Annotated in this window: 24 protein-coding genes; 16 read left to right on the forward strand and 8 right to left on the reverse strand. The window is 64.1% G+C overall.

Annotation, left to right across the window (positions count from 1 at the left end; genetic code table 11):
• Window positions 1-4: 4 nt before the first annotated feature.
• On the reverse strand, window positions 5-613 hold the full coding sequence (locus ACNO8S_RS10910; protein WP_023843370.1) for an undecaprenyl diphosphate synthase family protein: 609 nt from the start codon (window positions 611-613) through the stop codon (window positions 5-7).
• Window positions 614-708: 95 nt separating this feature from the next.
• On the opposite strand from ACNO8S_RS10910, the gene ACNO8S_RS10915 reads away from it, so the two are divergent.
• Window positions 709-2,067 (forward strand): DUF92 domain-containing protein, encoded by a 1,359-nt coding sequence (locus ACNO8S_RS10915; RefSeq protein ID WP_014040958.1) that lies wholly within the window; start codon window positions 709-711, stop codon window positions 2,065-2,067.
• Window positions 2,064-2,480, forward strand: a complete 417-nt coding sequence (locus tag ACNO8S_RS10920; protein ID WP_050036884.1) for a GNAT family N-acetyltransferase — start codon at window positions 2,064-2,066, stop codon at window positions 2,478-2,480. The genes ACNO8S_RS10915 and ACNO8S_RS10920 overlap by 4 nt, the downstream gene beginning before the upstream one ends.
• On the opposite strand, the gene dnaG is transcribed toward ACNO8S_RS10920, so the two are convergent.
• Together dnaG and ACNO8S_RS10930 are read right to left on the reverse strand one after the other, a co-directional pair.
• Complete coding sequence (gene dnaG, locus ACNO8S_RS10925; protein WP_064288907.1) at window positions 2,477-3,814, reverse strand: DNA primase DnaG; 1,338 nt, start codon at window positions 3,812-3,814, stop codon at window positions 2,477-2,479. The two genes, ACNO8S_RS10920 and dnaG, sit on opposite strands and share 4 nt — an antisense overlap.
• A 180-nt stretch (window positions 3,815-3,994) precedes the next feature.
• Entirely contained in the window at window positions 3,995-4,705 is a 711-nt protein-coding gene (locus ACNO8S_RS10930; RefSeq protein ID WP_420181896.1) for a sugar phosphate isomerase/epimerase family protein, read from the reverse strand.
• A 51-nt stretch (window positions 4,706-4,756) separates the two neighbouring features.
• On the opposite strand from ACNO8S_RS10930, the gene ACNO8S_RS10935 reads away from it, so the two are divergent.
• From ACNO8S_RS10935 to ACNO8S_RS10965, 7 genes are all read left to right on the forward strand, one after another.
• A complete protein-coding gene (locus tag ACNO8S_RS10935) occupies window positions 4,757-5,101 on the forward strand; it encodes a tRNA-binding protein (RefSeq protein WP_008312635.1) in 345 nt (114 codons plus the stop codon).
• A 104-nt stretch (window positions 5,102-5,205) separates the two neighbouring features.
• Window positions 5,206-5,415 (forward strand): DUF3311 domain-containing protein, encoded by a 210-nt coding sequence (locus tag ACNO8S_RS10940; protein WP_008312634.1) that lies wholly within the window; start codon window positions 5,206-5,208, stop codon window positions 5,413-5,415.
• A gap of 1 nt (window position 5,416) precedes the next feature.
• Entirely contained in the window at window positions 5,417-6,943 is a 1,527-nt protein-coding gene (locus tag ACNO8S_RS10945; RefSeq protein ID WP_336329097.1) for a sodium:solute symporter family protein, read from the forward strand.
• Between the two features lie 102 nt (window positions 6,944-7,045).
• Entirely contained in the window at window positions 7,046-7,471 is a 426-nt protein-coding gene (locus ACNO8S_RS10950) for a YgaP family membrane protein (protein WP_420181897.1), read from the forward strand.
• Between the two features lie 72 nt (window positions 7,472-7,543).
• Entirely contained in the window at window positions 7,544-8,461 is a 918-nt protein-coding gene (locus tag ACNO8S_RS10955) for a DUF6293 family protein (protein ID WP_014040964.1), read from the forward strand.
• Window positions 8,462-8,691: 230 nt separating this feature from the next.
• On the forward strand, window positions 8,692-11,364 hold the full coding sequence (locus ACNO8S_RS10960) for a valine--tRNA ligase (protein ID WP_420181898.1): 2,673 nt from the start codon (window positions 8,692-8,694) through the stop codon (window positions 11,362-11,364).
• A 96-nt stretch (window positions 11,365-11,460) separates the two neighbouring features.
• Entirely contained in the window at window positions 11,461-11,637 is a 177-nt protein-coding gene (locus tag ACNO8S_RS10965; RefSeq protein ID WP_008312626.1) for a hypothetical protein, read from the forward strand.
• A gap of 35 nt (window positions 11,638-11,672) precedes the next feature.
• Here ACNO8S_RS10965 and ACNO8S_RS10970 read toward each other — a convergent pair whose 3' ends face one another.
• Window positions 11,673-12,443, reverse strand: a complete 771-nt coding sequence (locus tag ACNO8S_RS10970; RefSeq protein WP_146417049.1) for a DUF1405 domain-containing protein — start codon at window positions 12,441-12,443, stop codon at window positions 11,673-11,675.
• Window positions 12,444-12,609: 166 nt separating this feature from the next.
• Between ACNO8S_RS10970 and pdxS the strand changes: the two genes are divergently transcribed.
• Both pdxS and ACNO8S_RS10980 read left to right on the forward strand, forming a co-directional pair.
• A complete protein-coding gene (gene pdxS, locus ACNO8S_RS10975; RefSeq protein ID WP_050036890.1) occupies window positions 12,610-13,518 on the forward strand; it encodes a pyridoxal 5'-phosphate synthase lyase subunit PdxS in 909 nt (302 codons plus the stop codon).
• A gap of 89 nt (window positions 13,519-13,607) precedes the next feature.
• Window positions 13,608-14,831, forward strand: coding sequence for a mechanosensitive ion channel family protein (locus ACNO8S_RS10980; protein WP_008312620.1), 1,224 nt, complete (start codon window positions 13,608-13,610; stop codon window positions 14,829-14,831).
• 1 nt (window position 14,832) lies between these two features.
• Here the strand turns inward: ACNO8S_RS10980 and ACNO8S_RS10985 are convergent, their stop codons facing one another.
• Window positions 14,833-15,141, reverse strand: coding sequence for a hypothetical protein (locus ACNO8S_RS10985; protein WP_008312618.1), 309 nt, complete (start codon window positions 15,139-15,141; stop codon window positions 14,833-14,835).
• Window positions 15,142-15,354: 213 nt separating this feature from the next.
• Here ACNO8S_RS10985 and ACNO8S_RS10990 point away from each other — a divergent pair, with 213 nt between their 5' ends.
• Window positions 15,355-15,936, forward strand: a complete 582-nt coding sequence (locus ACNO8S_RS10990; RefSeq protein WP_008312616.1) for a DUF2150 family protein — start codon at window positions 15,355-15,357, stop codon at window positions 15,934-15,936.
• 46 nt (window positions 15,937-15,982) lie between these two features.
• Complete coding sequence (locus ACNO8S_RS10995) at window positions 15,983-17,986, forward strand: PKD domain-containing protein (protein ID WP_420181899.1); 2,004 nt, start codon at window positions 15,983-15,985, stop codon at window positions 17,984-17,986.
• 19 nt (window positions 17,987-18,005) lie between these two features.
• Here the strand turns inward: ACNO8S_RS10995 and ACNO8S_RS11000 are convergent, their stop codons facing one another.
• A complete protein-coding gene (locus tag ACNO8S_RS11000) occupies window positions 18,006-18,755 on the reverse strand; it encodes a CAP domain-containing protein (protein ID WP_014040972.1) in 750 nt (249 codons plus the stop codon).
• Window positions 18,756-18,936: 181 nt separating this feature from the next.
• On the opposite strand from ACNO8S_RS11000, the gene ACNO8S_RS11005 reads away from it, so the two are divergent.
• From ACNO8S_RS11005 to ACNO8S_RS11015, 3 genes are all read left to right on the forward strand, one after another.
• Window positions 18,937-19,623, forward strand: coding sequence for a hypothetical protein (locus tag ACNO8S_RS11005; protein ID WP_014040973.1), 687 nt, complete (start codon window positions 18,937-18,939; stop codon window positions 19,621-19,623).
• Between the two features lie 98 nt (window positions 19,624-19,721).
• Window positions 19,722-21,059 carry a hydroxymethylglutaryl-CoA synthase gene (gene hmgB / locus ACNO8S_RS11010; protein ID WP_420181900.1) on the forward strand — a complete coding sequence of 446 codons (1,338 nt, stop codon included), beginning with the start codon at window positions 19,722-19,724 and terminating at the stop codon, window positions 21,057-21,059.
• 225 nt (window positions 21,060-21,284) lie between these two features.
• Complete coding sequence (locus ACNO8S_RS11015; protein WP_420181901.1) at window positions 21,285-21,806, forward strand: GrpB family protein; 522 nt, start codon at window positions 21,285-21,287, stop codon at window positions 21,804-21,806.
• A 120-nt stretch (window positions 21,807-21,926) separates the two neighbouring features.
• On the opposite strand, the gene ACNO8S_RS11020 is transcribed toward ACNO8S_RS11015, so the two are convergent.
• Together ACNO8S_RS11020 and ACNO8S_RS11025 are read right to left on the reverse strand one after the other, a co-directional pair.
• Window positions 21,927-22,634 (reverse strand): helix-turn-helix domain-containing protein, encoded by a 708-nt coding sequence (locus ACNO8S_RS11020; protein WP_014040975.1) that lies wholly within the window; start codon window positions 22,632-22,634, stop codon window positions 21,927-21,929.
• Between the two features lie 52 nt (window positions 22,635-22,686).
• Window positions 22,687-23,172, reverse strand: a complete 486-nt coding sequence (locus ACNO8S_RS11025; protein WP_050038245.1) for a type IV pilin N-terminal domain-containing protein — start codon at window positions 23,170-23,172, stop codon at window positions 22,687-22,689.
• Window positions 23,173-23,257: the final 85 nt, after the last annotated feature.

Raw genomic sequence — 23,257 nt, forward strand, 5'->3', positions numbered from 1 at the left:
CCTCTTACCGACCGAACCGCCGCTGGCGCTCCTGGTAATCCCGCAACGCCCGCAAGTAATCCCGAAGCCGGAAGTTCTGCCAGTTCACGTCAGTGAAATACAGCTCCGAATACACGGACTGCCAGATCATGAAATCGGAGAGCCGCTCGGCCCCGGTCTTGATCACCAGATCCGGGTCGGTCGGGAAGACGAGATGCTCCTCGACCGCAGCCTCGTCGATATCGTTCGGGTCGAGTGAGCCTGCATCGACGTCTTCCGCGAGCTTCTGGACGGCCGTCGCGAACTCCGACTGTCCGCCGAGGCCGATGGAAATCTGGATCGGGGCGTCGGCCGTCGTCTCGTCGTCCGGTACTCTGACCGCTATCTCCCGTGGCGCGGTGACGCTTTCGAGTTCGCGCTGGAGCGTCGGAATCGCTTCCTCGTCGAGGACGCTCACGTAGACGACGACGGTATCGGTGCCGTACTGAACGGCCCAGTCGAAGAATCGCTCTAAGGTCCGGTATGCACCGTCTCCCAGGAGGTCCCGCTCGGTGATCACCAGCGCGACCGTCTCGGGCAGGTCGGCGTCGCTGCGCCGAACGCGCATCGCGAGATATCGGTCGTATAGTCCCACGCCCGCCGGTATGCTGACAGCCCCAGTAAATCTCACGGTACCGTCGCCTCCGCAGTTCGGAAAGGGTAAGTGCCTCTCGGGGATACCGGTGGGACGTGACTGGCACAGTCCGTCGGGCAGGCGCGTTCGCCGCCGTGGGGACCCTCGCGGTCGCCGTCCCGGCCGCAACGGGCTTTCGCTCGCTCGAACTCGCGACTGTCGCCGCTATCGCACCCTTCGTCCTCGTCGCCGCGCTCGGCGTGACGGTCATCGGGCAGGACTCGCGGCTGTTCGACCTGTTCGCCCGTCCCGGCGACTACGAGGACGGGAAACTGTACGGCCTGGCGGCCTTCTCGCTTGCCGCCGCCGGGCTCGCGCTGCTTGCCGTCCGATTCAGTCTACCGGTGCCGGTGTTCGTCGGCGTCGTCGTCATCGTCGCCTACGGGAACCTCGGCCAGCGACTCGCCTACACCGTCCGCTCCGACGAGGTGGTCGCAACCGCAGGCTTCGTGCTCGTCGGCTTCGTCGCCGGCGTCGCGGGACAGGTGGCGGGAACGCGGATTCAGGCCGCCGTCGGCGAGGGAGCGGCCGCCGTCGACATTCCACTCGTGCTGTTTCTCGCCGCCAGCGGCGCGTTCGTCGCTGCCCTGCTTCGCTCGGTCCTGTTCGAACGGGACGACCCGCTGGTGATGCTCACGGTGGGACTGCTGCTGTGGCTGTTTTTCGAACTCGACCCGTCGGTGACTGCACAGCGCGTCGTCATCGCGCTCGCCGTGACAGTACTGCTCGGCTATCTCTCCTACGCGCTCGACACGGCGTCCCTCCCGGGGATGCTCACCGGCGTTCTCCTCTCGTTTTTGACCATCGTTCTCGGCGGTTTCGGCTGGTTCGCCATGCTGATTTCCTTTTTCGCGCTCGGTGGCCTCTCGACGAAGTTCCGCTACGAGGAGAAACTGGACCGCGGCATCGCCGAGGAGAACGAGGGCGCACGCGGGAGCGGGAACGTGCTCGCGAACTCCATCGTCGCGCTGTTCGCCGTCGTCGCCGCGGCGGCGAGTCCGAGCCACATCGCCGTCGACCCGCTGCTGTTCTTCTATGCCTTCGCCGGGGCCGTCGCCGCCGCGATGACCGACACGTTCTCCAGTGAGTTCGGCGGGCTCTACGACAACCCGCGACTCATTACGACGCTCAAACCAGTCGAGCCGGGCACTGACGGCGGCGTCACCTGGCAGGGCGTGGCCGCCGGGGCCATCGGGGCAGGCATCATCGCTGGCATCGCCGCGCTCACGCAGGACATCAGTACAGTCGGCAGCGGCGTCATCCTCCTGTGTGGACTGGTCGGCATGACCGTCGACAGCCTGCTGGGTGCGACCGTCGAGGGCTCGGTCGTCGGCAATCAGGGCGTCAATATGCTCGCAACCCTGGCGGCCGCGCTGACCGGCGCTGGCGTCGTGCTGACCGCCGGCCTCCTATGATCCGGGAGGCTCGTTCCGAAGACGAGGTTCGTCTTCGGGCCATCCAGACGGACGCGCTCGACGAGCCGTGGCCGGAGCTCCTCGGCGTCGGAATCGACGGCCCGCCGCTCGTGCTGGTCCTCGATATCGGCGAACCGCTCGGCTACGCGCTTGTCGTGCCGGACCACCCGGTCGCGTACCTGGCGGAGTTCGCCATCACGCCCGGCAAACAGGGGCAGGGCCTCGGGACGACACTTATGCACGGGCTTCTGGACAGGCTCCGGACTGGTGGGTTCGAAACAGCGAGACTCACCGCGCGCGCTGACGACGAGCGGGCACGCTCGTTCTACGACGGGTTCGGGTTCTCCGTGGCCGACGAACTACCCGACCACTACGACGACGGCGACGGTGTGTTGCTCGTTCGCGAACTCTAGTCCTCGATGCGAACCTGTACGGCCGTCGGCTGTTTGACGTACTCGCCGTGGCCGGCAGCGACGACGACATCGACGCCGCGCTGGGCGGCAACGTCGAGGAGCTTCTGCGAGCAGTTGGCATCGATGACGACAGTTTTGGGAACGTCCTCGGTGGATTCAAGCAATGAAACAACGGCATCTGCGTCACCCTCCGCAAGCAGCGTCGCATCCTCGTCGACCAGCCTGGCGGTTCCGCTGTGGGTCTGAATAACGGCTTCGATGTGGTCCGAAAGCGAGGGGATGGTCGGTCCGTCGCCGCTTTCGGTCGACTCCTCGTCGGCTGCGGCATCCGCCACAGCGGTTGCGTTCGAGTTGTCCGCGACACTCGTCGCCCCCTCGGTCGTTTCGGCCTGCGCCGACCCGGCCTGCGGAGCGGGCGCGGGCTGGCTGTCTGCGGTGTCCTCCGACGTCGCGGCCGCCACGGCACCGCCGTCAGCGGTCGTCGACTCCTCGGGATGGGACATCTCCTCGCGGATGCTGTCGAGGCTCTTGGCGCTTGCGACCGTCTCGTAGGGAACCTTGTCCCGGAGCGCCGACATCACCTCGCTGCGTGAGAGGTCCTCGACGGACTTGCCGGTGGGAGTGACAGCGACATAGTCAACGTCGCCGACCTGCGCGAGTTCCTTCAGAATGAGGTCCCCGCCGCGGTCACCGTCGAGGAACGAGGTCACCGTCCGGCCGGCCGTCAGGTCCGCAATGGCGTCGGGGACGTCCGTTCCCTCGACTGCGACGGCGTTTTTGATGCCGTATTTGAGCAGTTGCATCACGTCCGAGCGACCCTCGACGACGACAATCGCGTCGGAGTCGGCCACCCGCGGGCCGGCCGGGAGTCCCTCGTAGTCGGTCACGTCGGCGACCCGGACCTGCTGTCTGACCGTCTCGACGATGTCCGCGGTCTGGATCGACTTCTCCTCGAAGTCGTTCAGGAGTTCCGTCGCGCGCTCGACGACTTCGCGCCGCTTGGCGCTGCGTACGTCCTCTATCTCTGAGACCTCGATTTCGGCGCGACACGGCCCCACCTGTTCGATGGTCTCCAGTGCTGCGGCGAGGATCGCTGTCTCGACTCTGTCGAGACCGCTCGCGACGGTGATCTCGCCGAAGGACTGTCCGCCTTCGGAGCGTATCTCCACGTCGATGCGGCCGACCTTCTTCGAGTCCTGCAGGTCCCGCAGGTCCAGTTCGTCGCCGAGTAGCCCTTCCGTCTGGCCGAACACCGCGCCGACGACGTCGCTCCGCTCGACGACTCCCGCCGCCGTGATGTCGGCATGTATCAGATATTTCGCCGTATCTTGCATGATTGTCCTGTTTTCCAGCCCGTCGAACGCTGTTCCGACGGACTGCTGTCACTATACTGATGTTGGGAAGTACAGCGGAATAACCTTGCGCACGCGAGTCGGTGGAGGAAAACCTCACTCAGTTGACTTTCGAGCCGACACTGCCTCGATGGATCGCTGTGCACCAGACGGGTCAGCCACTCACTCCAGCAACGGGCGCATACCGCCGATACCCGCCTGGATGGCGTCGACCGGGTCCTCGGGGTCGTCGTGTTCGAAAACGAGCCATTCAGTCCCGGCCTCGCGGGCCGCATCCACCACGGCCTGGAGCGGGACGACCCCCTCGCCGAGAGCGGTCGGCTCCCCGTCCTCTGTCATGTCCTTGAGGTGGACGACGGGAACGCGCCCGTCGAGTCGCCGAATCAGGGCGGCAGGGTCTTGACCCGCCGCGTGCGCCCAGCCGGCGTCGAACTCGAAGTCGATCGTCGTCCGGTCGACGAGCGCGTCGAAGGCGGTGCCATCGCCGAGCGGGACGAACTCGTGGTCGTGGTTGTGATACAGCAGGGGTCGGTCGAACTCCGTGTCGAGCATCCCGAGCAGCGTCGCGGTCGACTCGACGGCGCGCTCGCTCGCGAAATGGTCGTCATCGAGATACGGGAGGACGACGTACGGCGCGTCGAGCGTCCGGGCCTGATTCTCAACGGTGCGAGAATCGGACTGCAGGTCCTCCAGTTGGACGTGGACGCCGGCGATACCGAGTCCCGCCTCGTCGAGCGCGCGTCGGGATGCGCCCGGGTCGCCGATGCCGGCGAACTCCACGCCGTCGTAGCCGGCGGCCGCGATACGGTCGAGTACGTCCGATAGCGGCTCCTGGAGCTTTCGGAGCGTCCAGAGCTGGATCGCTGTCTGCATACCGTTGCTGCGAACGCTGTCGTGAAATAACTGGACATACTACCGGCGGGCATGGGATTCACTGAAACAGAGATCGACCCCGCGCGGTTCCTCGAAGACGTAGAGATGCGTATCGGCGAAATCGTCGACGTCGAACCGTTCCCCGAAGCCCGCAAGGACGTGTACAAACTCGACGTGGATTTCGGCGACGAGACGCGCCAGTCCGCCGCGGGACTGACCGACGTGTACGATCCGGAGGACCTGCTCGGCTCGCAGGTCGTCGCTGTCGTCAACCTCGGGACAGTCTCTATCGCCGGCTTCGAGAGCGAGTGCCTGGTCACCGGCGTCGACAGCGAGGACGGTGTCGTCCACCTGACGCCCGAGCGGGAGGTCGAACCCGGGACGCGCGTGTATTGAAAGCGATCTCTGTGACGCGGACGTATTGAAGACGATTGTTCTTCAACGAGGCTGGGTGAAGGTTCGTTACCCATTAGTATCGCTAGCGGCTAGTTTGTCGTAATATGAGTTCGGTCAGGGTCGCTGGGTGGACAGTCGTCGCGTTCGTGCTGATGGCGCTGGCAGTGCCGTGGTTCCTCTGGGACACCAGCGCGATTGCCGCAGGGCTGCCGGTGTGGCTGTGGTGGCACATCGGGTGGATGGCGCTCGCGAGCGTCGTCTTCGCCGTCTTCGCGCGCACCGACTGGGGCCTCGGCGTCGAGGAGGTGAACTGACGTGGCCGATACCGCGCTCCAGTTGGGTATCGTCGGCGCGTACATGGTGGTCGCGCTCGCAGTGGGGGCCGTCGCTTATCGACTCACCGAGCGCACCGCCGAGGACTACTACCTCGCGAGCCGGACGCTCGGCACGGTCGTTCTGCTGTTCACGACGTTCGCGACGCTGCTGTCGGCGTTTACGTTCTTCGGCGGCCCGAACCTCGCGTTCAGCGCCGGCCCCGAGTGGATTCTCGTGATGGGGCTGATGGACGGCGTTATTTTTGCTGTTCTCTGGTACGTGCTGGGGTACAAGCAGTGGCTGGTCGGCAAGCGCCACGGCTACGTGACGCTCGGCGAGATGCTGGGCGACCGGTTCGGGTCAACGGCGCTGCGGGTCCTTGTCGCCACCGTGAGCCTGGTCTGGCTGTTCCCGTACGTGATGCTCCAGCAGAAGGGGGCCGGCCAGGCCATCGTCGGCCTCACGAACGGCGCGGTCCCGTTCTGGGTCGGAGCCGGCGGCATCACGCTGTTCATGATCCTCTACGTTGCGCTCTCGGGCATGCGCGGCGTCGCCTGGACGGACACGCTCCAAGGGCTGTTCATGCTCTCGCTGATCTGGGTCGCCGTCGCCTGGGTCCTGTCGGCCGTCGGCGGCGCGGGCGAGGCGACGGCCCTGCTGGCCTCTGAAGAGCCGGCCTTCGTCGGCCTTGGCGGCGGCCTCTACACGCCGCAGTACATCATCTCGACCGCGGTCAGCATCGCCTTCGGCGTGACGATGTTCCCGCAGATCAATCAGCGCTTCTTCGCCGCCGGCTCGAAAAAGGTGCTCAAGCGGACGTTCGCGCTCTGGCCAGTGCTGGTCCTGCTCCTGTTCGTCCCGGCGTTCATGCTGGGGGCGTGGGCGGCCGGCCTCGGCGTCACGGTTCCGGAGGGCGGCAACGTCATCCCCGCGCTGCTGGGGGAGTACACGCCGACGTGGTTCACCGCGCTGGTCATCGCCGGCGCGATGGCCGCGATGATGTCCTCAAGCGACTCGATGTTGCTTTCGGGGTCGTCGTACCTCACCCGTGACCTCTACCGGCCGCTGACCGGCCGCGACGATGCCAGCGACGAGGCGACCGACCGCCGCGAAGCGCTCGTCGCCCGCATCGGCGTCGTCGCCTTCGCCACACTGTCCTTCGTTGCGAGTCTCTACACGCCGGGGACGCTGGTCCAGATCGGCGACACCGCCTTCAGCGGCTTCGCCCAGCTAACTGTCCCAGTCGCGCTGGCGCTGTACTGGCAGGGAACCACGCGCACCGGGATGTACGCTGGCGTGGTGGGTAGTCAGGTGTTCTACGGCCTGCACGTCTTCCCGGTGCTTGCGACGATTGGGGGACTGGCCGGCCTCGACGTCGCCCTGCCGACAGCGTACCTGGGCTGGACGCCCGGCATCGTCGGCATCCTAGTCGGTCTCGTGTTGACAGTCGCCGTCTCGCTGGTGACTGCCCCCGCCGCGACCGAGAACCGTACCGCCTACGCCGTCACCGGTATCGAAAGCGACTGAGACGCGGTCGGTCTGCGTGCCGCCCTCCGGCACGGCAACCACTGGACGGCGGCCGTCGGCAGACATGTAAACCTACAAAAGCGTCCAGACCAATGTGTCGGTATGGACTCCGATCAAAACGTCGGCGGTCGCGACCGCCTGATCCGAGCGGTGCTGGCAGTCGTGCTGACAATCGTCTCCCTGCGCTGGCTTCGCAGCGGGAAGCGCAAGCGCGGCCTGCTCGCCGGGATCGGCGCGCTCGGCCTGGGATTCAACGCCTCGACGGGCTACTGTGGCTTCAACGATACGCTCGACATCGACACGTCGGCCGATAACGACGACGTGTTTGCCCCGGATGCGGACGACGAGCCGGCAGCCGACGAGTCGACGGACGTGAGCGTGGACTTCACCTCCTCCGGCGATACCGAGGCCTCGAACGGCCACGCCAGTGGTAAGCTGACCTGCGCCGTCTGCGAGGACCCCATCGTTCCCGGGGAGCGCCGCGGACCGAACGATGACGGCGCTATCGTGCACGAAAGCTGCGAGTAACGCGCCGCCCCGATACGCGCTCGGCAGCCCGAGTCTGGTTCTTTTTATAATCACCGTCCCAGTCTTTCACGTATGCAGACCCACATCGTCCCGGTCGGGTTCGACTACGACCGGCTCATCGCGCCGCTCGTGCGCGAGCAACTCGACGTTGACCGCGTCATCCTGCTCGAGGGCGCGGTCGGCAGCGAGGCCAACGTCGAGTACTCGCGAAACCTCGCCGAGAAGTTAGAGAAGGACTACCAGAACCTGCTCGGAGCGGAAACCGAGCGGTTCGTCGTCGCCGACGTGTACGACTACGACGAGGCCTTCGAGCAGGCCTTCGAGCTCATCAACGCCGAACTCGACGCGGGCAGCGAGGTGTGGGTCAACGTCTCCGCGATGCCTCGGACTGTCTCGTTTGCCTTTGCGACCGCAGCCCACTCGATCATGGTCGAGCGCGAGGGCGACCGGGACCGCATCCACACCTACTACACGGTCCCCGAGAAGTATCTGGAGACGGAACTCGCCGAGGAACTGCGCAAGCAGATCGACATGCTAGAGGACATGCGCACGGGCGAAGAAGTCGACGAGCGAATTGACGACCGACTCGAAACCGCGCGGGACCTGCTATCGGAGTTCGACGAGCGGGGGACAACCATCGGCGCGAAGGAGATCGACGGCTCCCACATCGTCGAACTGCCGGTCGCTTCCTTCTCGAACGTCAAGCCCTTCGAGGAGGTCATCCTCTTCACGCTGGGCGAACACGGCGAGTTCGAGTCCGTCTCCGAACTGGCCCAGCAGTTGGCCCGGGATCTGGGTGAGGAGTACACCGACTCCTTCCGCTCGAAGGTCATCTACAACGTCGACCGGCTCGGCCCCGGCGGAAAGGGGTACATCGAGCAGGAGGAACACGGGAAATCCTACCGGACGACGCTCTCCCGCATCGGGCAACTGTGGGTCCGGGCCCACTCCGCCGAGGACCGCAAGCACCGCGAGTCCGACCTGCCGTGAGCTGGTCGCTGGTATGAGCCCGTCGGGACGCTGGCGAAAACCGAAGTCATTAATCCTGCCGTAGGTCGAGTATTGTACAGATGGTGCGTCGACTCTCCCGAACGCTGGTTCTCGCGCCCGTCGGTGTAGGGGCCCCCACGCCCCACACCACCCCCACCTATCGACGCACGCACCGCTGATAACCACGCCGCAGTCCGATGCGACCCGGGTGTTACACCCACAGTTTGAATATGAGTGATACACAGGACCCACCGCAGGACGAATCGACCGCAGACGAATCAGAAAACGCCCTCGACGGGGAGTACGACCCCCGAGAGGTAGAGCCGGAGTGGCAGGACCAGTGGGTCGCCGACAAGACCTACGCCTACGACGAGGACGCCGACACCCGCTTTACTATCGATACGCCGCCGCCGACGGTGTCGGGGAACCTCCACATGGGCCACCTCTACCAGTTCACGCTACAGGACTTCGTCGCCCGCTTCCACCGGATGCGCGACGACACCGTCTACTTCCCCTTCGGCTACGACGACAACGGCATCGCCTCGGAGCGGCTCACCGAGCGCGAACTCGACATCCGGCACCAGGATTATCCGCGACGGGAGTTCCAGGAGAAATGCCGCGACGTGTGTACGGAGTTCGAGGACGACTTCACCGAGGACGTGCAGTCGCTTGCGATCTCCATCGACTGGGACAACACCTACAAGACCATCGCGCCGGACGTGCAGCGCGTCTCCCAGCTTTCCTTCCTCGACCTCTACGAGCAGGGACGGGAGTACCGCCAGCGCGCGCCGACCATCTGGTGTCCGGACTGCGAGACGGCTATTTCGCAGGTCGAGCAGGAGGACAAGGACAAGCACACGAAGTTCAACGACATCGCCTTCGATCTGGTCGAGACCGGCGAGGGACCAGCCGACGAGGGCGCAACCTTCACCATCTCGACGACACGACCGGAACTGTTGCCGGCGTGTGTCGCCGTCTTCGTCCACCCCGACGACGACGAGAACCAGCACCTTGTCGGCGGCAGTGCGCGGGTCCCCATCTTCGAGCAGGAGGTGCCCATCATCGCCGACGAGCGCGTCGACATGGAGACCGGCAGCGGCATCGTGATGTGCTGTACGTTCGGCGACCAGAACGATATCGAGTGGTACCAGGCGCACGACCTGCCGCTGCGGCTCGCCATCGACGAGTCCGCGACGATGACCGACCTCGCCGGTGAGTACGAGGGGATGCACACCACCGAGGCCCGCGAGGCCATCATCGAGGACCTCGGCGAAGAGGGCTCGCTGCTCGAGAGCCGCGACCACGACCACACCGTGCAGGTCCACGAGCGCTGTGAAGAGGAAGTCGAGTACCTCGTCACCGAGCAGTGGTACATCGAACTGCTCGACAAGAAAGAGGAGTACATCGAGGCCGGCCGCCAGATGGAGTGGTTCCCCGAGAAGATGGCGACCCGCTACGAGCACTGGATCGAAGGGCTCGAATGGGACTGGTGTATCTCCCGGCAGCGCGATTCGGGTATCCCGATTCCGGTGTGGTACTGCGACGACTGCGGCGAGCCCGTGATGGCCGAGCGCGACCAGCTCCCGGTCGACCCGCTGTCGGACGACCCGCCGGTCGAGGCCTGTCCCCACTGCGGCCACGACTCGCTGACGCCCGAGGAGGACGTGTTCGACACATGGGCGACGTCGTCGCTGACCCCGCTCGTGAACGCTGGCTGGGACTGGGACAGTGAGAGCGAGGAGTTCACCTGGGACAACCCCGAGCTGTACCCATTCGACCTGCGCCCGCAGGGCCACGACATCATCTCGTTCTGGCTGTTCCACACCGTCGTCAAGTGCTACGAGCACACCGGCGAGGTGCCCTTCGAGAACGTGATGATAAACGGGATGGTGCTAGACGAGAACCGCGAGGCGATGTCCAAGTCCAAGGGCAACGTCATCCCGCCGAGCGAAGTCCTAGAGGAGTTCCCGGTCGACGCCACGCGCTACTGGGCCGCTGGCACTTCCATCGGCGACGACTTCCCGTACAAGGAAGGCGACCTAGAGGCCGGCGAGCGCCTCCTCCAGAAGCTCTGGAACGCCTCGCGGCTGGTCGACCAGCTCACGCCCGCGAGTCAGCCCGACGAGCCCGGGGATCTGGCGGCGGTCGACGAGTGGTTGCTGGCCGAACTGGACGCAACCGTCGAGTCGATCACGACGAAGTTCGAGGACTACGAGTTCTCGAAGGCCCGGAACGAGCTCCGCTCCTTTTTCTGGAACACGTTCTGTGACGACTACCTCGAAATCGCCAAGCAGCGGTTGTCTGATGGTGGGGACACCTCGACCGAGTTCACGCTACTGCAGGCCCACCGGACCTTCCTGCAACTGTTCGCACCGTTCCTCCCGCACATCACAGAGGAGCTGTGGGAGCGGTGCTATTCGGAAGAAGACTCGATTCACACGACGGACTGGCCGACCGCAGGCGGCTACGACGCCGACCTCGAAGCGGGCGAGACGGCGATGGAAGTCGTCTCCGCGCTCCGGCGGTACAAGACCGAGAACGGCCTGCCGCTGAACGCCGACCTCGACCACGTCGAGGTGTTCGGCCACATCGCCGGCTTCGAGGACGCCGTCGCCGAGGCGATGCACGTCGCCCAACTGGAGACCTACGACGAGGCCCCGGACATCACGACCGAGGTCAGCGGTATCGACCTCGACTACTCCATCGTTGGCCCCGAGTTCGGCAGCGAGGTCGGCTCGATTGACGACGCTATCGAGAGCGGCGACTACGAGATCGACGGCGACACGCTGCGGGTCGCCGGCGTCGAACTCGACGACGAGATGTTCGCCGTCGAGGAGTCCCGGACCTACTCCGGCGAGGGCGAGATGACCGAAACCGAGAGCGCAGTCGTCGTCGTTCGGTAAGCTCGCCGCGTTTTTCCGACATCCGGCACTCCTATCCGGTCGCACCCATCGCCGCGACCAGTAGCATCAAGACCTGTGGGTCCGGTCATTGGAACCATGCGAACAGAGGAGACGATCCGGGACCGCATCGAGGCGCTGCAGGACGAGTACGACAGGCACGACCCGCCGTCGACCGAGCTAGAAGACGAGGCCGAGGTCGCCATCCTGCGCGCTATCGAGGAACTAGAGTGGGTCCTCGACGAGCGCGAGGCCGAGGACGGGTTCACGACCTGAGACCCGAGGACACCACTAGCGGAGGACAGCGCCGGTCACGCCTGCCGCTTCACTTTCTCTACGCGCGTCGCCAGTGCGAGAAACGTCGCCATGAGCGTCAGCACGACCGCCCAGCCGCCCGCGAGGTCGTGGGCCAGCACCGTGTGGTCGAACCCGCCGGCTGCGGCCAGCGGCTCGGCCCGCAGCCAGGTGTGGTGTGGCCCGTCGAGAACCGGGACGAAGTAGTCCACGATGTCGTTGAAGCCGTACCAGAACACCGCAACGGCGACGGACACGACGGAAAAGCTCGCGTAGCGGTGGATGAGGAAGGCCTCGGCGGCCATCGCCAGGTGGCTCAGAATCAGGAACCAGTAGAGCCACAGCGGAATCCCGCCGGGGCCGTTGAGAACGAGTTGGACGTACGGCGTCCACAGACCGAGCTTGATACAGCCGAAGAAGCCGAGCATGTGGAGCCATTGCGTATCCCAGTCGAGCCGCCAGGCCACAAGCGAGAGCCCGATGAACATCGTCGCGACGGGCGAGTCCGGAATCAGGGGGTAGGCGGCCAGCGGAGCCGCGCCGAGTTGGCCCTCCACGAGCGGCGGCGCTGTGTTCAGCGGGCGGCCGGCGTAGTACCAGAAGCCGAAGAGCGTCCCGACCAGATTGACGAGGGCGATTGGCCAGGCGAGCCGAAGCCCGACGTTCTCTAACCACGCCGGTAGCGGCGCGACGTACCGCGGGAGCCCTTCGGCATCGGGGAGCCGGCGGCTGAACACCCGCGCGACAGCCGCGTCGATGCGCCCGCCGACACCCTCGTCCGTAGCCATGTCGATGCAGTGGGGAGACGCGATGAAAACGGTAGTGGTCTCAGCCCCGTCCCCTGGAGAATATTGTGGTCGCTGGCGCGATATCGGGGCCTCTGCGCGTGGGTCAAACGCCGTTCTGTCCCTCGAAAGGACACGCGTTAAGTAAATCCAGTCCTAAGTCTGGGTAATGACTGAAGAGACCGACCTCGAGGACCTCCGTCGCGGGACTGACCTCGTCAAGCGCGGCTTCGCGAAGATGCAGAAGGGCGGCGTCATCATGGACGTCGTCAACCGCGAGCAAGCCCGAATCGCCGAAGACGCTGGCGCAGTCGCCGTGATGCACCTGGAGTCGGTGCCGGCCGACATCCGCAAGCGGGGCGGTGTCGCCCGGATGGCGGACCCCGGCAAGCTCGAAGAGATCATCGAGGAAGTGTCGATTCCGGTGATGGGCAAGGCCCGTATCGGCCACACCGCCGAGGCCCAGATTCTGGAAGCGGCTGGCGCGGACATGGTCGACGAGTCGGAAGTGCTGACACAGGCCGACGACCGCTACCACATCGACAAGCGGGAGTTCACCGCGCCGTTCGTCTGCGGGGCGCGGAACCTCGCCGAGGCGCTGCGCCGCATCGACGAGGGTGCAGCGATGATCCGCACGAAGGGTGAGGCAGGGACTGGCGACGTGAACCAGGCCGTGACTCACCAGCGCAACATCCAGCGCTCCATCGGGATGCTTGAGGGGATGGCCCACGAGGAGCGCGACGAGTGGGCCCGCGAACACGGCGCGCCCCGGCGACTCGTCCACGAGACGGCGGACCGCGGCCGACTTCCGGTCGTCAACTTCGCGGCCGGCGGTATCGCGACGCCTGCCGACGCCGCACTGATGATGCAACACGGCTGTGACGGCATCTTCGTCGGCTCGGGCATCTTCGGCGCGGAGAACCCACAGGCGATGGGCGAGTCCATCGTCGCGGCGGTCAACAACTACGACGACCCCGAACAGCTCAAGGAGATCGCGAAGAACCCCGGCAAGGGGATGAAGGGACAGGCGAACGCGGACCTAGACGAGGAAGAGCAGTTGCAGGGCCGCGGCGTCTAACGGCGCGACCAGTCGGTTTCCCTCCGGTGTCAGACAGCTTACAGACGGCCGCACAAAGACGAAGACACAAGTTCCTACGGCGGCGATAGGTGGCTGTGCAGGGGACGGCCACGCCGACGCCAGCGGCCAACGACACCGGTGAAGGCCTTTTGGAACTCTTTACCGTGTTACAGCGATCGCTGGACCAGTTGGTCGCGACGCAGGGGCGACTCGTCGCGACGCTCATCCTCCTGGTCGTCCTGCTTTTCAGCGTCGTCGTCGTTCCCGCAGCCCTCTCCCGGCTTCGGTCTGTCACGTCGGACCGAACCGGCGACTGGCTGCAGGTCATGGCCGACTACACGCCGACGACCATCCGGGGCGTGTTTCTCCGGATCGCTCAGTTCTCGATGGTCGTCCTCGTCGTCGTCTCGTTTCTCATCGTCTGGGGAGTCCTCGATGTAGTCCAGACAGTGGGTCCGTACCTCGACGGGAGCGATCAGTCAGTACTGGCGACGATACAGACGGTCGTCCTCGTCATGCTGGCCTTTGTCCTGTCCGATCAGATGCAGCGGTGGATCGGCCGGTTCAGCCAGGCCGTTACCGGCTTCACCGAACACCAGGAAGAGATCCTGCTCCGACTGGGGCAGGTCACTGTGTTCGTCACTATCGGTGCGACGATCTTCGCCGTCTGGGGCATCGACCTCAGCGGCCTGCTCGTCGGGGCCGGCTTCCTCGGTATCGTGGTCGGTCTGGCCGCCAGACAGACGCTCGGGTCGCTCATCGCCGGCTTCGTCCTGATGTTCTCCCGCCCGTTCACCATCGGCGACTGGGTGCTCGTCGGTGACCAGGAAGGGATCGTGACCGATATCACCATCTTCAACACGCGGCTAGAGAACTTCGACGGCGAGTTCGTCATCATTCCGAACGACCGCGTGAGCGACCGCGCAGTGACGAATCGTAGCCGCAAGGGGCTGTTGCGGCTCACGGTCGACATCGGTGTGGACTACGACACCGACGTTGACCGGGCGATGGACCTCGCTCGCGAGGCGATGGCCGACATCGAACACGTCGTCGATTCGCCGACGCCGGATGTTGTCCCGAAAGATTTCGGGGACTCCGCTGTGGTGATGGAACTCCGGTTCTGGATCGATCATCCGACGCCACCGCGAAAGTGGCGCGCCATCTCGGCGGTCGTCCGAGGTGTGAAAGCCACCTTCGACGACGAGGACATCACGATCCCGTTCCCCCAGCGGACCCTCTCGAACCGCGTGGACGCGGCGGACGAGGAGTCGCTGGAAGGCGGCGTGGAGATGCGTCCGGACGGCGACGGCTGACCTACAGGTCGAGACCGTCGAGAAGGAGCCCCAGTCCGAGAACCCAGCATCCCAGTGCGGTCCCGAGCGTGCTGACGTAGAACAGCCAGGACAGCCCCTGCTCTGTTGTCAGCGGCCCGCTCATCGCGGCAGTCGCGGCATCGCTCGCAGCCGAGAGCGACCCAGAGGTCAGAACCATACCGGCGAATGTGCCGACGGCGACCGGTAGCGCCACGGCGATCAGCACCAGACCGACACGTTCGGCTCGCGCGGCGACTGCAGCCGGGTCGAGGGGTCCGCTGTAGGTCGCGGCCGGCTGTCCCTGTGCCATGCTATTTCATAACATGTTCGAATGATATAAAAGTGCGCTCCTCGACGGAGACCGTGACACATATTCGGAGTGCGCAGCCGATCCGGTAATCACACAGAACAGTCGTCTCAGGCGCTAAAACCAGTACTTGCCGTTCGCCCTGGGTGGTAGACACGCCGCGGCGGAGCGGCCGCCGGTCGAAACTACTATCCCCAACGGGACGAACGGAGTGATATGAGCACTCCGCCGGGGGAGTATTACACCGAAGAACGCTGGCAGAACTGGCTAGACCGTATCGAGGAAGAAGAAGTCGACCCTGAAGACGAGGATTCAGCACGGCTCCTGTTGAACCTCCAGGACGACGCCGCGATCGCGGTCGCGAAGATCCTCACCGATTACGAGGACGGGCCGCTCGACGAAGAGGCGACCATCGACGAGCTTACCGGCGTCCGAGAGATCGTTCTCGACGACATCGACATCGACGACGAGGAGACCGTGATGCTGATCGACGGCGTCCAGACCTCGCTTTTGTGCGTGTTCTACGCGGCCGAGGAGTTCGTTGCTGAAGGGGCCGCGGACGACGCGACCATCACCGACTACATCGAGGCCGCCGCAGACGCGGAAGCGGAGGAGGACCTCGATGCGGCGCTCGGGTACTGTGTACAGGCCGGCACGCAGATCATCGGCGGGTCGGAGCTCCCGATGGAGGTCGCCGAGGACCTCGAATACGGGCTCGTCTCCGAGTGGGTCAACGGACTCGACAGTCTCCAGACCGCGATGAGCGACCCGGAAGTCGTCGAAGAAGACGAGAGTTGATAATTCGGCAGTCAGGTTTTTACCGCCGTCTCCGCAACTCATCGGCATGACTTTCACGGGCGATGAGCGCGCGCAGTCAGTACAGGTCGGGGCTGTACTGCTGTTCGGCGTGCTGATCATCGCCTTCTCCTCGTACCAGGCGTTTGCCGTACCGGAGCAAAACCGGGAGGTGGAGTTCAACCACAATCAGCAGGTCCAGACACAGCTACAGGACCTGCGAAACGCCATCGTCTCCGTTCCGGGACAGCCGAGCCAGCAAGCCGTCTCAGTCCAGTTGGGAACCCGATACCCGAGTCGGCTGGTGGCGACGAATCCCGGGCCGCCGTCGGGGTTGCTATACACGGACGGAACGACCAACGAGTCGCAGAACCTCACGGTTCGTAACGCCGAGGCGATTAACCCCGAGACGGCAGATTACTGGGACGGAACCGCACCGCGGCACTACAACACGGGGGCCATCGCCTACAAGCCGGAGTACAACGTCTACGGGGAGGCCCCGGAGACCGTGTACGAGCACTCGGTCGTCTACAACCAGTTCCGCGAGGGGAACATCACGCTCTCGGAACAGGCGATGGTCGATGGGCGCGACATCACGCTCGTCGCACTCAACGGGTCGATGAGCCGCTCGGCGAGCGATTCGGTTACGGTCGACGTGCGGCCGACATCGCAGTCGTCCCGAACGGTTCGCGTCACGAACGCGACAGAGACGTCGAACGTGTCGGTCTCGTTTCTCTCCCGGCTCCCGGCGGAGGAGTGGAGAGTGCTTCTCGAAGACGAAATCGACCCAAGTCCGGGTAACAAAAGCAACGACCGGTACATCGCAAACGTCATCGAGGCCGAGGGGCCAGGCTCGCTCTACAACGTCACAGTCGTCTTCGAGCGGGGAGCCACATATCGCCTGAAGATGGCGAAAGCGGGCGTCGGCACTCGTGTTGCCTCTGAAAGTGACGCGTACCTCACCACTGTCGGCAATGAGAACGTTACTGTCGCAAAGGGCGACGACGAAGAGATTGTGCTGGAGGTTCGGGACGCGTACAACAACCCCGTAAGCGATGTCGAAGTGAACGGCTCAGTCGATGGGAGTAACGCGGGGTCGCTTACCACGGACACAGAGTCATCCGACAGCGACGGTCGCGTCAGGTTCGTCTACGAGACAAGCCAGTCGACGACAACTGGAACAGCCACCGTCCAGTTCAGCCTCGACGAGATCAACGGTTCGTTCGACGGCGAGTCTCCTGAAGACGTCTCAGTGCCGGTGACGGTGACGGAAGCGAATCCAGGATCCGGGGGCGGGTCCGGCAACAACGGGCTCATCTACAACGAGGACGCTGTTGCCCTCGACAGCAACGGGGACGTTGATGGAGGCGTCCAGTTTACGGTCACCAATGAATTAGGCGAGACCATCACAATAACGACGGTGGCAATCGACCCGGTTAACGACGATATAATCCGACTCAGTGACACCTTTAGCAACGACCGTGACCCAGCACCACAAGAGAACGAAGTATATATTCAGGCAGACACTAACGGATATACCGACTTCGGTGGCGGAACAGATGTCCCACGGACTGTTGATGTCGACAGTGATGGCAGCCTGAACGGTCCAAACCCAGTGCTGTCCGATACGTCAACGGCGACATTCCACCTGTTCGAGTTTATTCAGGATACCTTGTTTGGCTCTTCCGAGATAGATATGACTGGAGAGAGCGTCACGATAACCGTCACCTACGAGCTATCGAGTGGTGGTACCGATTCGAAGATGTTCACCGTCACTCCCGGAGGTGCGAACACGAACGAGCAACCGAACGCCGACTTCACGATAACCTCTGACGGGTCGGAATCGAATGGCAAGTGGGACTTCGACGCCAGCCCGTCCAGCGATCCGCAAGGCGACATCGTGACCTACGAATGGGATTTCGACGAAGACGGTATCTTCGAAACGACCGGCCAGACAGTAGAAAAGAAAAGAGTGGACTCCGGCACAGTGGTCGCACTCCGCGTCGTTGACTCAGAAGGGAATGCCGACACTGTCCGCAAAGAGGTTCCGTAACGGCCGTTCTCACCGCCCCTCAGCAGAGACTCACGGTAATGTAGACGACGCCGTCAGCGGTGGCCGCACCGACGCCGATGTGGTTCGCGTTCGCCACGTACAACGTGTCACGGGGGCCAGAGAGGTCGAACCAATGGTCGGCGACGGCGTCGGCCGTCCGAGTCGCGTTCGCGCCGTTGGGGTCGACGCTCGTGACCAGTTCGAGGTCGGTTACCGGGCGGATGTACGCGTTTCCTTCGTGGCGGAGGCGACACTGCTCGGACAGTCCGGCGGCCGCGTACCGGTCCGCCGTGTCTGACCCGTTCGCGATCGGTGAGGCCGACCCCTGCGCGGCCATTCGCTCGCTGTGGTTGCCGGCCATGGCTGACAGCGTCTGTCCGGTTTTGGTCTCATCCGAGAGGGAGCCGTCGAAGGCGTCGTTGGCAACCGGGTTGCCGCGTCGGTCGTTGATCGCCGCCACAAGCCGGTCTTCGAGGCGGACCGTATCGATAGCCGTCCCCGAATCAGCTGGCGTGGTCTGTGCCGCGTCCGGGGTCGCGGTCGGTTCTGCGGACTGCGTCACTCCGGCCGCAGTCGCCTCGGTACTCGGCGTCACCGGTGACGCACTTTCTGCACTGGGCGTCGCTGCCAGTGACGGCTCCGTGGATTCCGCCGGCGCTGACTCGGTCGCGTCTGCACCAAGCGTCCCTTCGACTGCTACTCCTGCGAGTCCCGAGACACTGAGTGCCGCCAGAACAATCAATCCGAATGTGATGACCGATCTGTTCATGTGAAACGTTCCTGTCCTGTTCCGAGAGATGATAGCTGAGATACAGTTCTCTCGGGACTGGGTCGAACGGCGTAGATTCGGCTCTCTCTCCACAAATATGTTTGGACAGAATCGGCGTTCCGATTACCAGCGACGAAAACCTGCCCGTAAACATCTTTACTGTGGCTGCGTGTGCTGAGGTATGGGTGACCTGTCGCGGCGCGGCTTCGGGGCCTCGGTGCTCGCCGCGCTCTCCGCCGGCTGTCTCGGGAATCGACCGACACAGGAGTCCGAGACGACGCCAGTTCCGGAACCGACAGCGTCACAGCGTGCTGCTACAACTGACCACGCCGGGGCTGCCTCGACGCCAGCGGCGGACAGTGCTGCGGCTTCAGCGGACCCCCCGACAGCACAGCGCGCCGAGGCGTCGCAGACGAATAGCTCGACGGAAACGTCGGCACGGCTGCAGGTCGAAACCGAGACACCGACGCCGACACCCGAGCCGAACCACCGGTCGGTCGATACGACGTTCCGGCTGGAGGAAGACGAGTACCAGGATTTCACGGTCGAGGCGACCGGCCAGACGACGCTCACCTACGACCTCATCGTTCGGCGTGGCCCGGCCGTCGATGTCATGCTGTTCACCGAGGAAGAGTACCGGGCGTTCCAGAGCCGCTACCGGGCCAGATACGCCGGTGAGGTGTCGCGGTTTCACGAGACGAACATCCGCGACAAGCGGATCACCATCTCGCCGGGGACGTATCGGCTCGTAGTCAACAACACCGACTGGTCGCGTGCCGTTCCGTCACCGGATGAGCCGTACGACGTTCTCGAAGGCGAATGCATGGTCGATTTCTCTTTTAGTACGGAACCGGCGACCAGCGAGTAACTGTCCCACAGAGAGTTCGCGGCCCATCGGCGCAATACTAGTCAACCGTCGAAAAGCCAGTCGACAAGCCCATATACATCCACGCTGACGCTAGACCCATGACTGCAGTCGGTATCGACGCCATGGAGATCTGGACCGGGAAGCTCAAACTCGACCTCGCGGAGACGTTCGCGCCGGCTCAAGGAGACGACCCGGGGAAGTACACGAAGGGGCTCGGCCTGCGCGCGTCGTCGTTCCCGGACGTGTACGAGGATATCGTCACGATGGGGGCGAACGCGGCCCATCGCCTGATGGAGCGCAAGGGGCTGACGCCCGAGGACATCGGCCGGATCGACGTGGCGACAGAGAGCGCCTTCGACAACTCGAAGCCTGTCTCGACGTACATCGCGGGCTGTCTCGAACAGGTGTACGACGAGAACTTCCACCACGCCAACAAGGGCGAGCGGAAGTTCGCCTGTATTTCGGGGACACAGAGCCTTGACGACGCCTACAACTGGATCCGCGCCGGACGGAACCGCGACCGAGCCGCACTCGTCATCGCAACTGACACCGCACTGTACGCCCGCGACGACCCCGGCGAGGCCACGCAGGGGGCCGGCGCGGTGGCGATGCTCGTCGATGAAGACCCGAATCTGGTCGAACTCTCGACCGAACAGGGGTACGGCAGCGCCGACGAGACTGACTTCCTCAAGCCCAACCAGCAGTTCCCGTCCGTCGACGGGAAGCGCTCGGTGAACGTCTACCTCGCCCGCATGCGCGAGGCGCTGGAGGACTTCGCCGAGGTGGCCGGCGACATCCACCCGGGCGACTACGAGATGATTCCGTTCCACACGCCGTTCCCGGGGATGGTCCGGAAGGCCGCGGCACTCGGCTACCGACACATCATCCGCGGCACCGACGTGGGCGACCTGATGGCCGAGGAAATCGGTCACCAGCCCATGCGCGCGGACTTCGAGACCGACGACGAGTTCCACGCCGCTATCAAGGAGTACACCGACGCACTCACGGAAACCGAGCGCTATCAGGACTGGTACGCTAACACCATCGAACCGACGCTTGCGATCTCCCGCGAGGTCGGCAACTGGTACACCGGCTCCGTCCACATCGCCCGCGCCGCCGGCCTGAAACACGCCCGCGAGAGCGGACTGGATCTGGACGAGGCCCGTTTGTTAGTTGCCTCCTACGGGTCCGGCGCACAGGCGGAAGTCCACGCTGAGACCATCGTCCCCGGGTGGGAGGAGGAAATCGGCGCGCTCAACATCGACGAGCAGATACGGAACCGCTACGACCTCTCCTTCGCCGAGTACGAACAGGTCCACGACGTCCATAATCACGAGACCGAGACCGATGTCGAGGAGTTCACCGCGCCCGAAGACGAGTTCGCCTTCGACGGCTGGGGCCGGATGGGTGAGCGGAAATATCGGTACGTGGAGTAGCGAGTGGCACGACCGAAGCGAGGGGTCTCGTACAGACGAGCGGCGCAGCCGCGAGAATAGCGAGGTTCGGAGCGAGCAGCGCGAGCGAGAACCTCGAATTGAGAGGGACATGTTATGGGCTGCTGCAAATATCCCAGCACTATTTGTGTCGGCAGTGAACAGTACGGAACAACCACCTGTCAGCTCGTCAACCAGATGCGTGCTTGAAACGTAACCAAGGAACCAATGATCGGATTGGAACGAGGGACAGTCGAACTCGTACCGTATCAAGAGGGGTGGAAAACCTCCTACGAGGAAGAGGTTGAGCGCCTGAAAACCATTGCCGGTGAGCGACTGCTCGATTTCGAACACATCGGTAGTACCGCAATTGAAGGCTTGCCAGCGAAACCGATAATTGATATCCTCGCAGTTGTCGAGAGCCTGGAAGAAGCGAGAGACTTGGTTCCAGTTCTTGAACAGAACGGGTATGAGCACCGGCCCGATGAAGACGTATACGGTCGGCTATTCTTCGCCAAAGGCCCACGTACGAACCGGACGAACTACCTCTCACTCGTTGAATGTGACAGTGATTTCTATCACGAAAAAATCGCCTTCAGGGAGCACCTCAGAGAACATCCAGAGGTTGCTGAACAATACGCGTCGCTAAAGAGGGCACTAGCAGAGAAGTACCCGAAAAGACGAGAGAGATACACTGCTGAAAAAGGTGATTTCATTCGAGATGTACTTGGCAGTGCAATGAATGAGTAGCAGTCCGACAGACGGTTGTGTCACGCTGTCCGGTGAACAAAGAGATCGCAGTCACGACAACAGTCGTTTTCCAGAGAGTACGTCGACGGGCGCGAAACAGCACGGCCGGAACCGGTGCGCTCAGGGAAGACGCCGCAGCCCGCCGAGCAGGTCCTCCAGATCGATATCGGTGATCGCAAGGGAGAAGTCGTCGATGCGGGCGAGGTCCTGTGCGTGCTCCCAGACCGCCTCGTCGTCAAGCCCGTGGAGGATAACCGCGTTGGGCGTCGGCGAGACGACCCGGAGCGCGACCAGCGGGGATTCGCCGCGGGTCACGTTCGTGAACACGAGGGCGCGGTTCGTCGACTGCCCGTATAGCTGGTAAAACTCGTCCGAGGAGAGGCGCGTGATGGCGGCGATGGAGTTGATGACGGTGTGGCCCGCGACGGTGTCCTGACTGCCCCGGAACAGTTCTTCGGCGTCGATAGCGTCGTAGACGCGCTCGACGCCGACGTTGGCCGAGTACTCGCGGAGGTCGTGGACAACGTCGCTGTCGAACCCGGCCGAGAGCACGCGGGCGTGCTGGCGGATGTGGTCGCCGCCGCGGTTCTCGTCGATATCGAGCAGTGCGACGACGAGTCGCCTGACCACGCCGATACCGGGGTTGTCGCGCCGCCCGCTCTCGTAGTCCGAGACCACGGACGGAGAGACGTCGAGTTCATCGGCGAGTTCGGTCTGTGCAACGTCGAAGTCAGTGCGCCACTTCCGCAGGGTCGCCCCTGGGTCGTCGCTCAGTGCCACCTCACCCGCCATTTTCTCCGCGAGGTCGTCGCGTGCGCCCCCTGCCATTAGTTCACACGCTGGAGGGTCGCGAATAAAAGGGTATCGGAACCACGGGCGCTTACCGGCGGGCGGTCAGTTCGACCGCAGCGAGGACGCCGTTTGTGGGAGCGTGAACGACGCGCACTTCGATGCTATCGCCCGGGTCGACAGTGCCGCCGCCGGCGTTCAACTGAAAGGTGATTGCCCGGCCCGCTGACCACCGCTTGCCGCCATTGGCGATGACACCGCCGACACAGTAGTCGTAGACGATGTTGTCGGGGTCGTCGGTGTTGCTCGCTGACAGCGCCGTTCCGGAAACTGGCAGGTCGAGGATGCGGGCGTCGGTGTCTGGCAGTGCAACAGCGATTGCCAGTTCGTCGGCCGGGACCGGGTCGCCGCCGGCGTGTCGAATCGCTACTGTGTTCCCGCCGCATCCCCCCGACGGGCCAGTCACGAAGTTTCCGGTCGAGCGGGCGACGGTGGGCGTCCGCTGGTCCAGGTCGGTAGTCGCAGTGAGTGCGAACCCACCGACTGTCGCGGCTAAGAGGACGGTGACCGAGAGCATGAGCACCACGCCAATGACGGGGCTGACGCCGCGACGGTCTCGGCTGAGGCTGGAGGAATACACGACTGGGACGTACTGTCCTCCT

This window comes from Haloarcula sp. KBTZ06, from assembly GCF_048595605.1.
Classification (GTDB): domain Archaea; phylum Halobacteriota; class Halobacteria; order Halobacteriales; family Haloarculaceae; genus Haloarcula; species Haloarcula hispanica.

Coding starts and splice junctions, on each gene's coding strand:
- ACNO8S_RS10995 (WP_420181899.1), top strand. CDS start 15,983: ATGACTTTCACGGGCGATGAGCGCGCGCAGTCAGTACAGGTCGGGGCT.
- ACNO8S_RS10960 (WP_420181898.1), top strand. CDS start 8,692: ATGAGTGATACACAGGACCCACCGCAGGACGAATCGACCGCAGACGAA.
- ACNO8S_RS10990 (WP_008312616.1), top strand. CDS start 15,355: ATGAGCACTCCGCCGGGGGAGTATTACACCGAAGAACGCTGGCAGAAC.
- ACNO8S_RS10935 (WP_008312635.1), top strand. CDS start 4,757: ATGGGATTCACTGAAACAGAGATCGACCCCGCGCGGTTCCTCGAAGAC.
- ACNO8S_RS10955 (WP_014040964.1), top strand. CDS start 7,544: ATGCAGACCCACATCGTCCCGGTCGGGTTCGACTACGACCGGCTCATC.
- ACNO8S_RS11015 (WP_420181901.1), top strand. CDS start 21,285: ATGATCGGATTGGAACGAGGGACAGTCGAACTCGTACCGTATCAAGAG.
- ACNO8S_RS10970 (WP_146417049.1), bottom strand. CDS start 12,443: ATGGCTACGGACGAGGGTGTCGGCGGGCGCATCGACGCGGCTGTCGCG.
- ACNO8S_RS11005 (WP_014040973.1), top strand. CDS start 18,937: ATGGGTGACCTGTCGCGGCGCGGCTTCGGGGCCTCGGTGCTCGCCGCG.
- ACNO8S_RS10965 (WP_008312626.1), top strand. CDS start 11,461: ATGCGAACAGAGGAGACGATCCGGGACCGCATCGAGGCGCTGCAGGAC.
- ACNO8S_RS10940 (WP_008312634.1), top strand. CDS start 5,206: ATGAGTTCGGTCAGGGTCGCTGGGTGGACAGTCGTCGCGTTCGTGCTG.
- ACNO8S_RS11020 (WP_014040975.1), bottom strand. CDS start 22,634: ATGGCAGGGGGCGCACGCGACGACCTCGCGGAGAAAATGGCGGGTGAG.
- ACNO8S_RS11000 (WP_014040972.1), bottom strand. CDS start 18,755: ATGAACAGATCGGTCATCACATTCGGATTGATTGTTCTGGCGGCACTC.
- ACNO8S_RS11025 (WP_050038245.1), bottom strand. CDS start 23,172: ATGCTCTCGGTCACCGTCCTCTTAGCCGCGACAGTCGGTGGGTTCGCA.
- ACNO8S_RS10920 (WP_050036884.1), top strand. CDS start 2,064: ATGATCCGGGAGGCTCGTTCCGAAGACGAGGTTCGTCTTCGGGCCATC.
- ACNO8S_RS10985 (WP_008312618.1), bottom strand. CDS start 15,141: ATGGCACAGGGACAGCCGGCCGCGACCTACAGCGGACCCCTCGACCCG.
- ACNO8S_RS10950 (WP_420181897.1), top strand. CDS start 7,046: ATGGACTCCGATCAAAACGTCGGCGGTCGCGACCGCCTGATCCGAGCG.
- dnaG (WP_064288907.1), bottom strand. CDS start 3,814: ATGCAAGATACGGCGAAATATCTGATACATGCCGACATCACGGCGGCG.
- ACNO8S_RS10930 (WP_420181896.1), bottom strand. CDS start 4,705: ATGCAGACAGCGATCCAGCTCTGGACGCTCCGAAAGCTCCAGGAGCCG.
- hmgB (WP_420181900.1), top strand. CDS start 19,722: ATGACTGCAGTCGGTATCGACGCCATGGAGATCTGGACCGGGAAGCTC.
- pdxS (WP_050036890.1), top strand. CDS start 12,610: ATGACTGAAGAGACCGACCTCGAGGACCTCCGTCGCGGGACTGACCTC.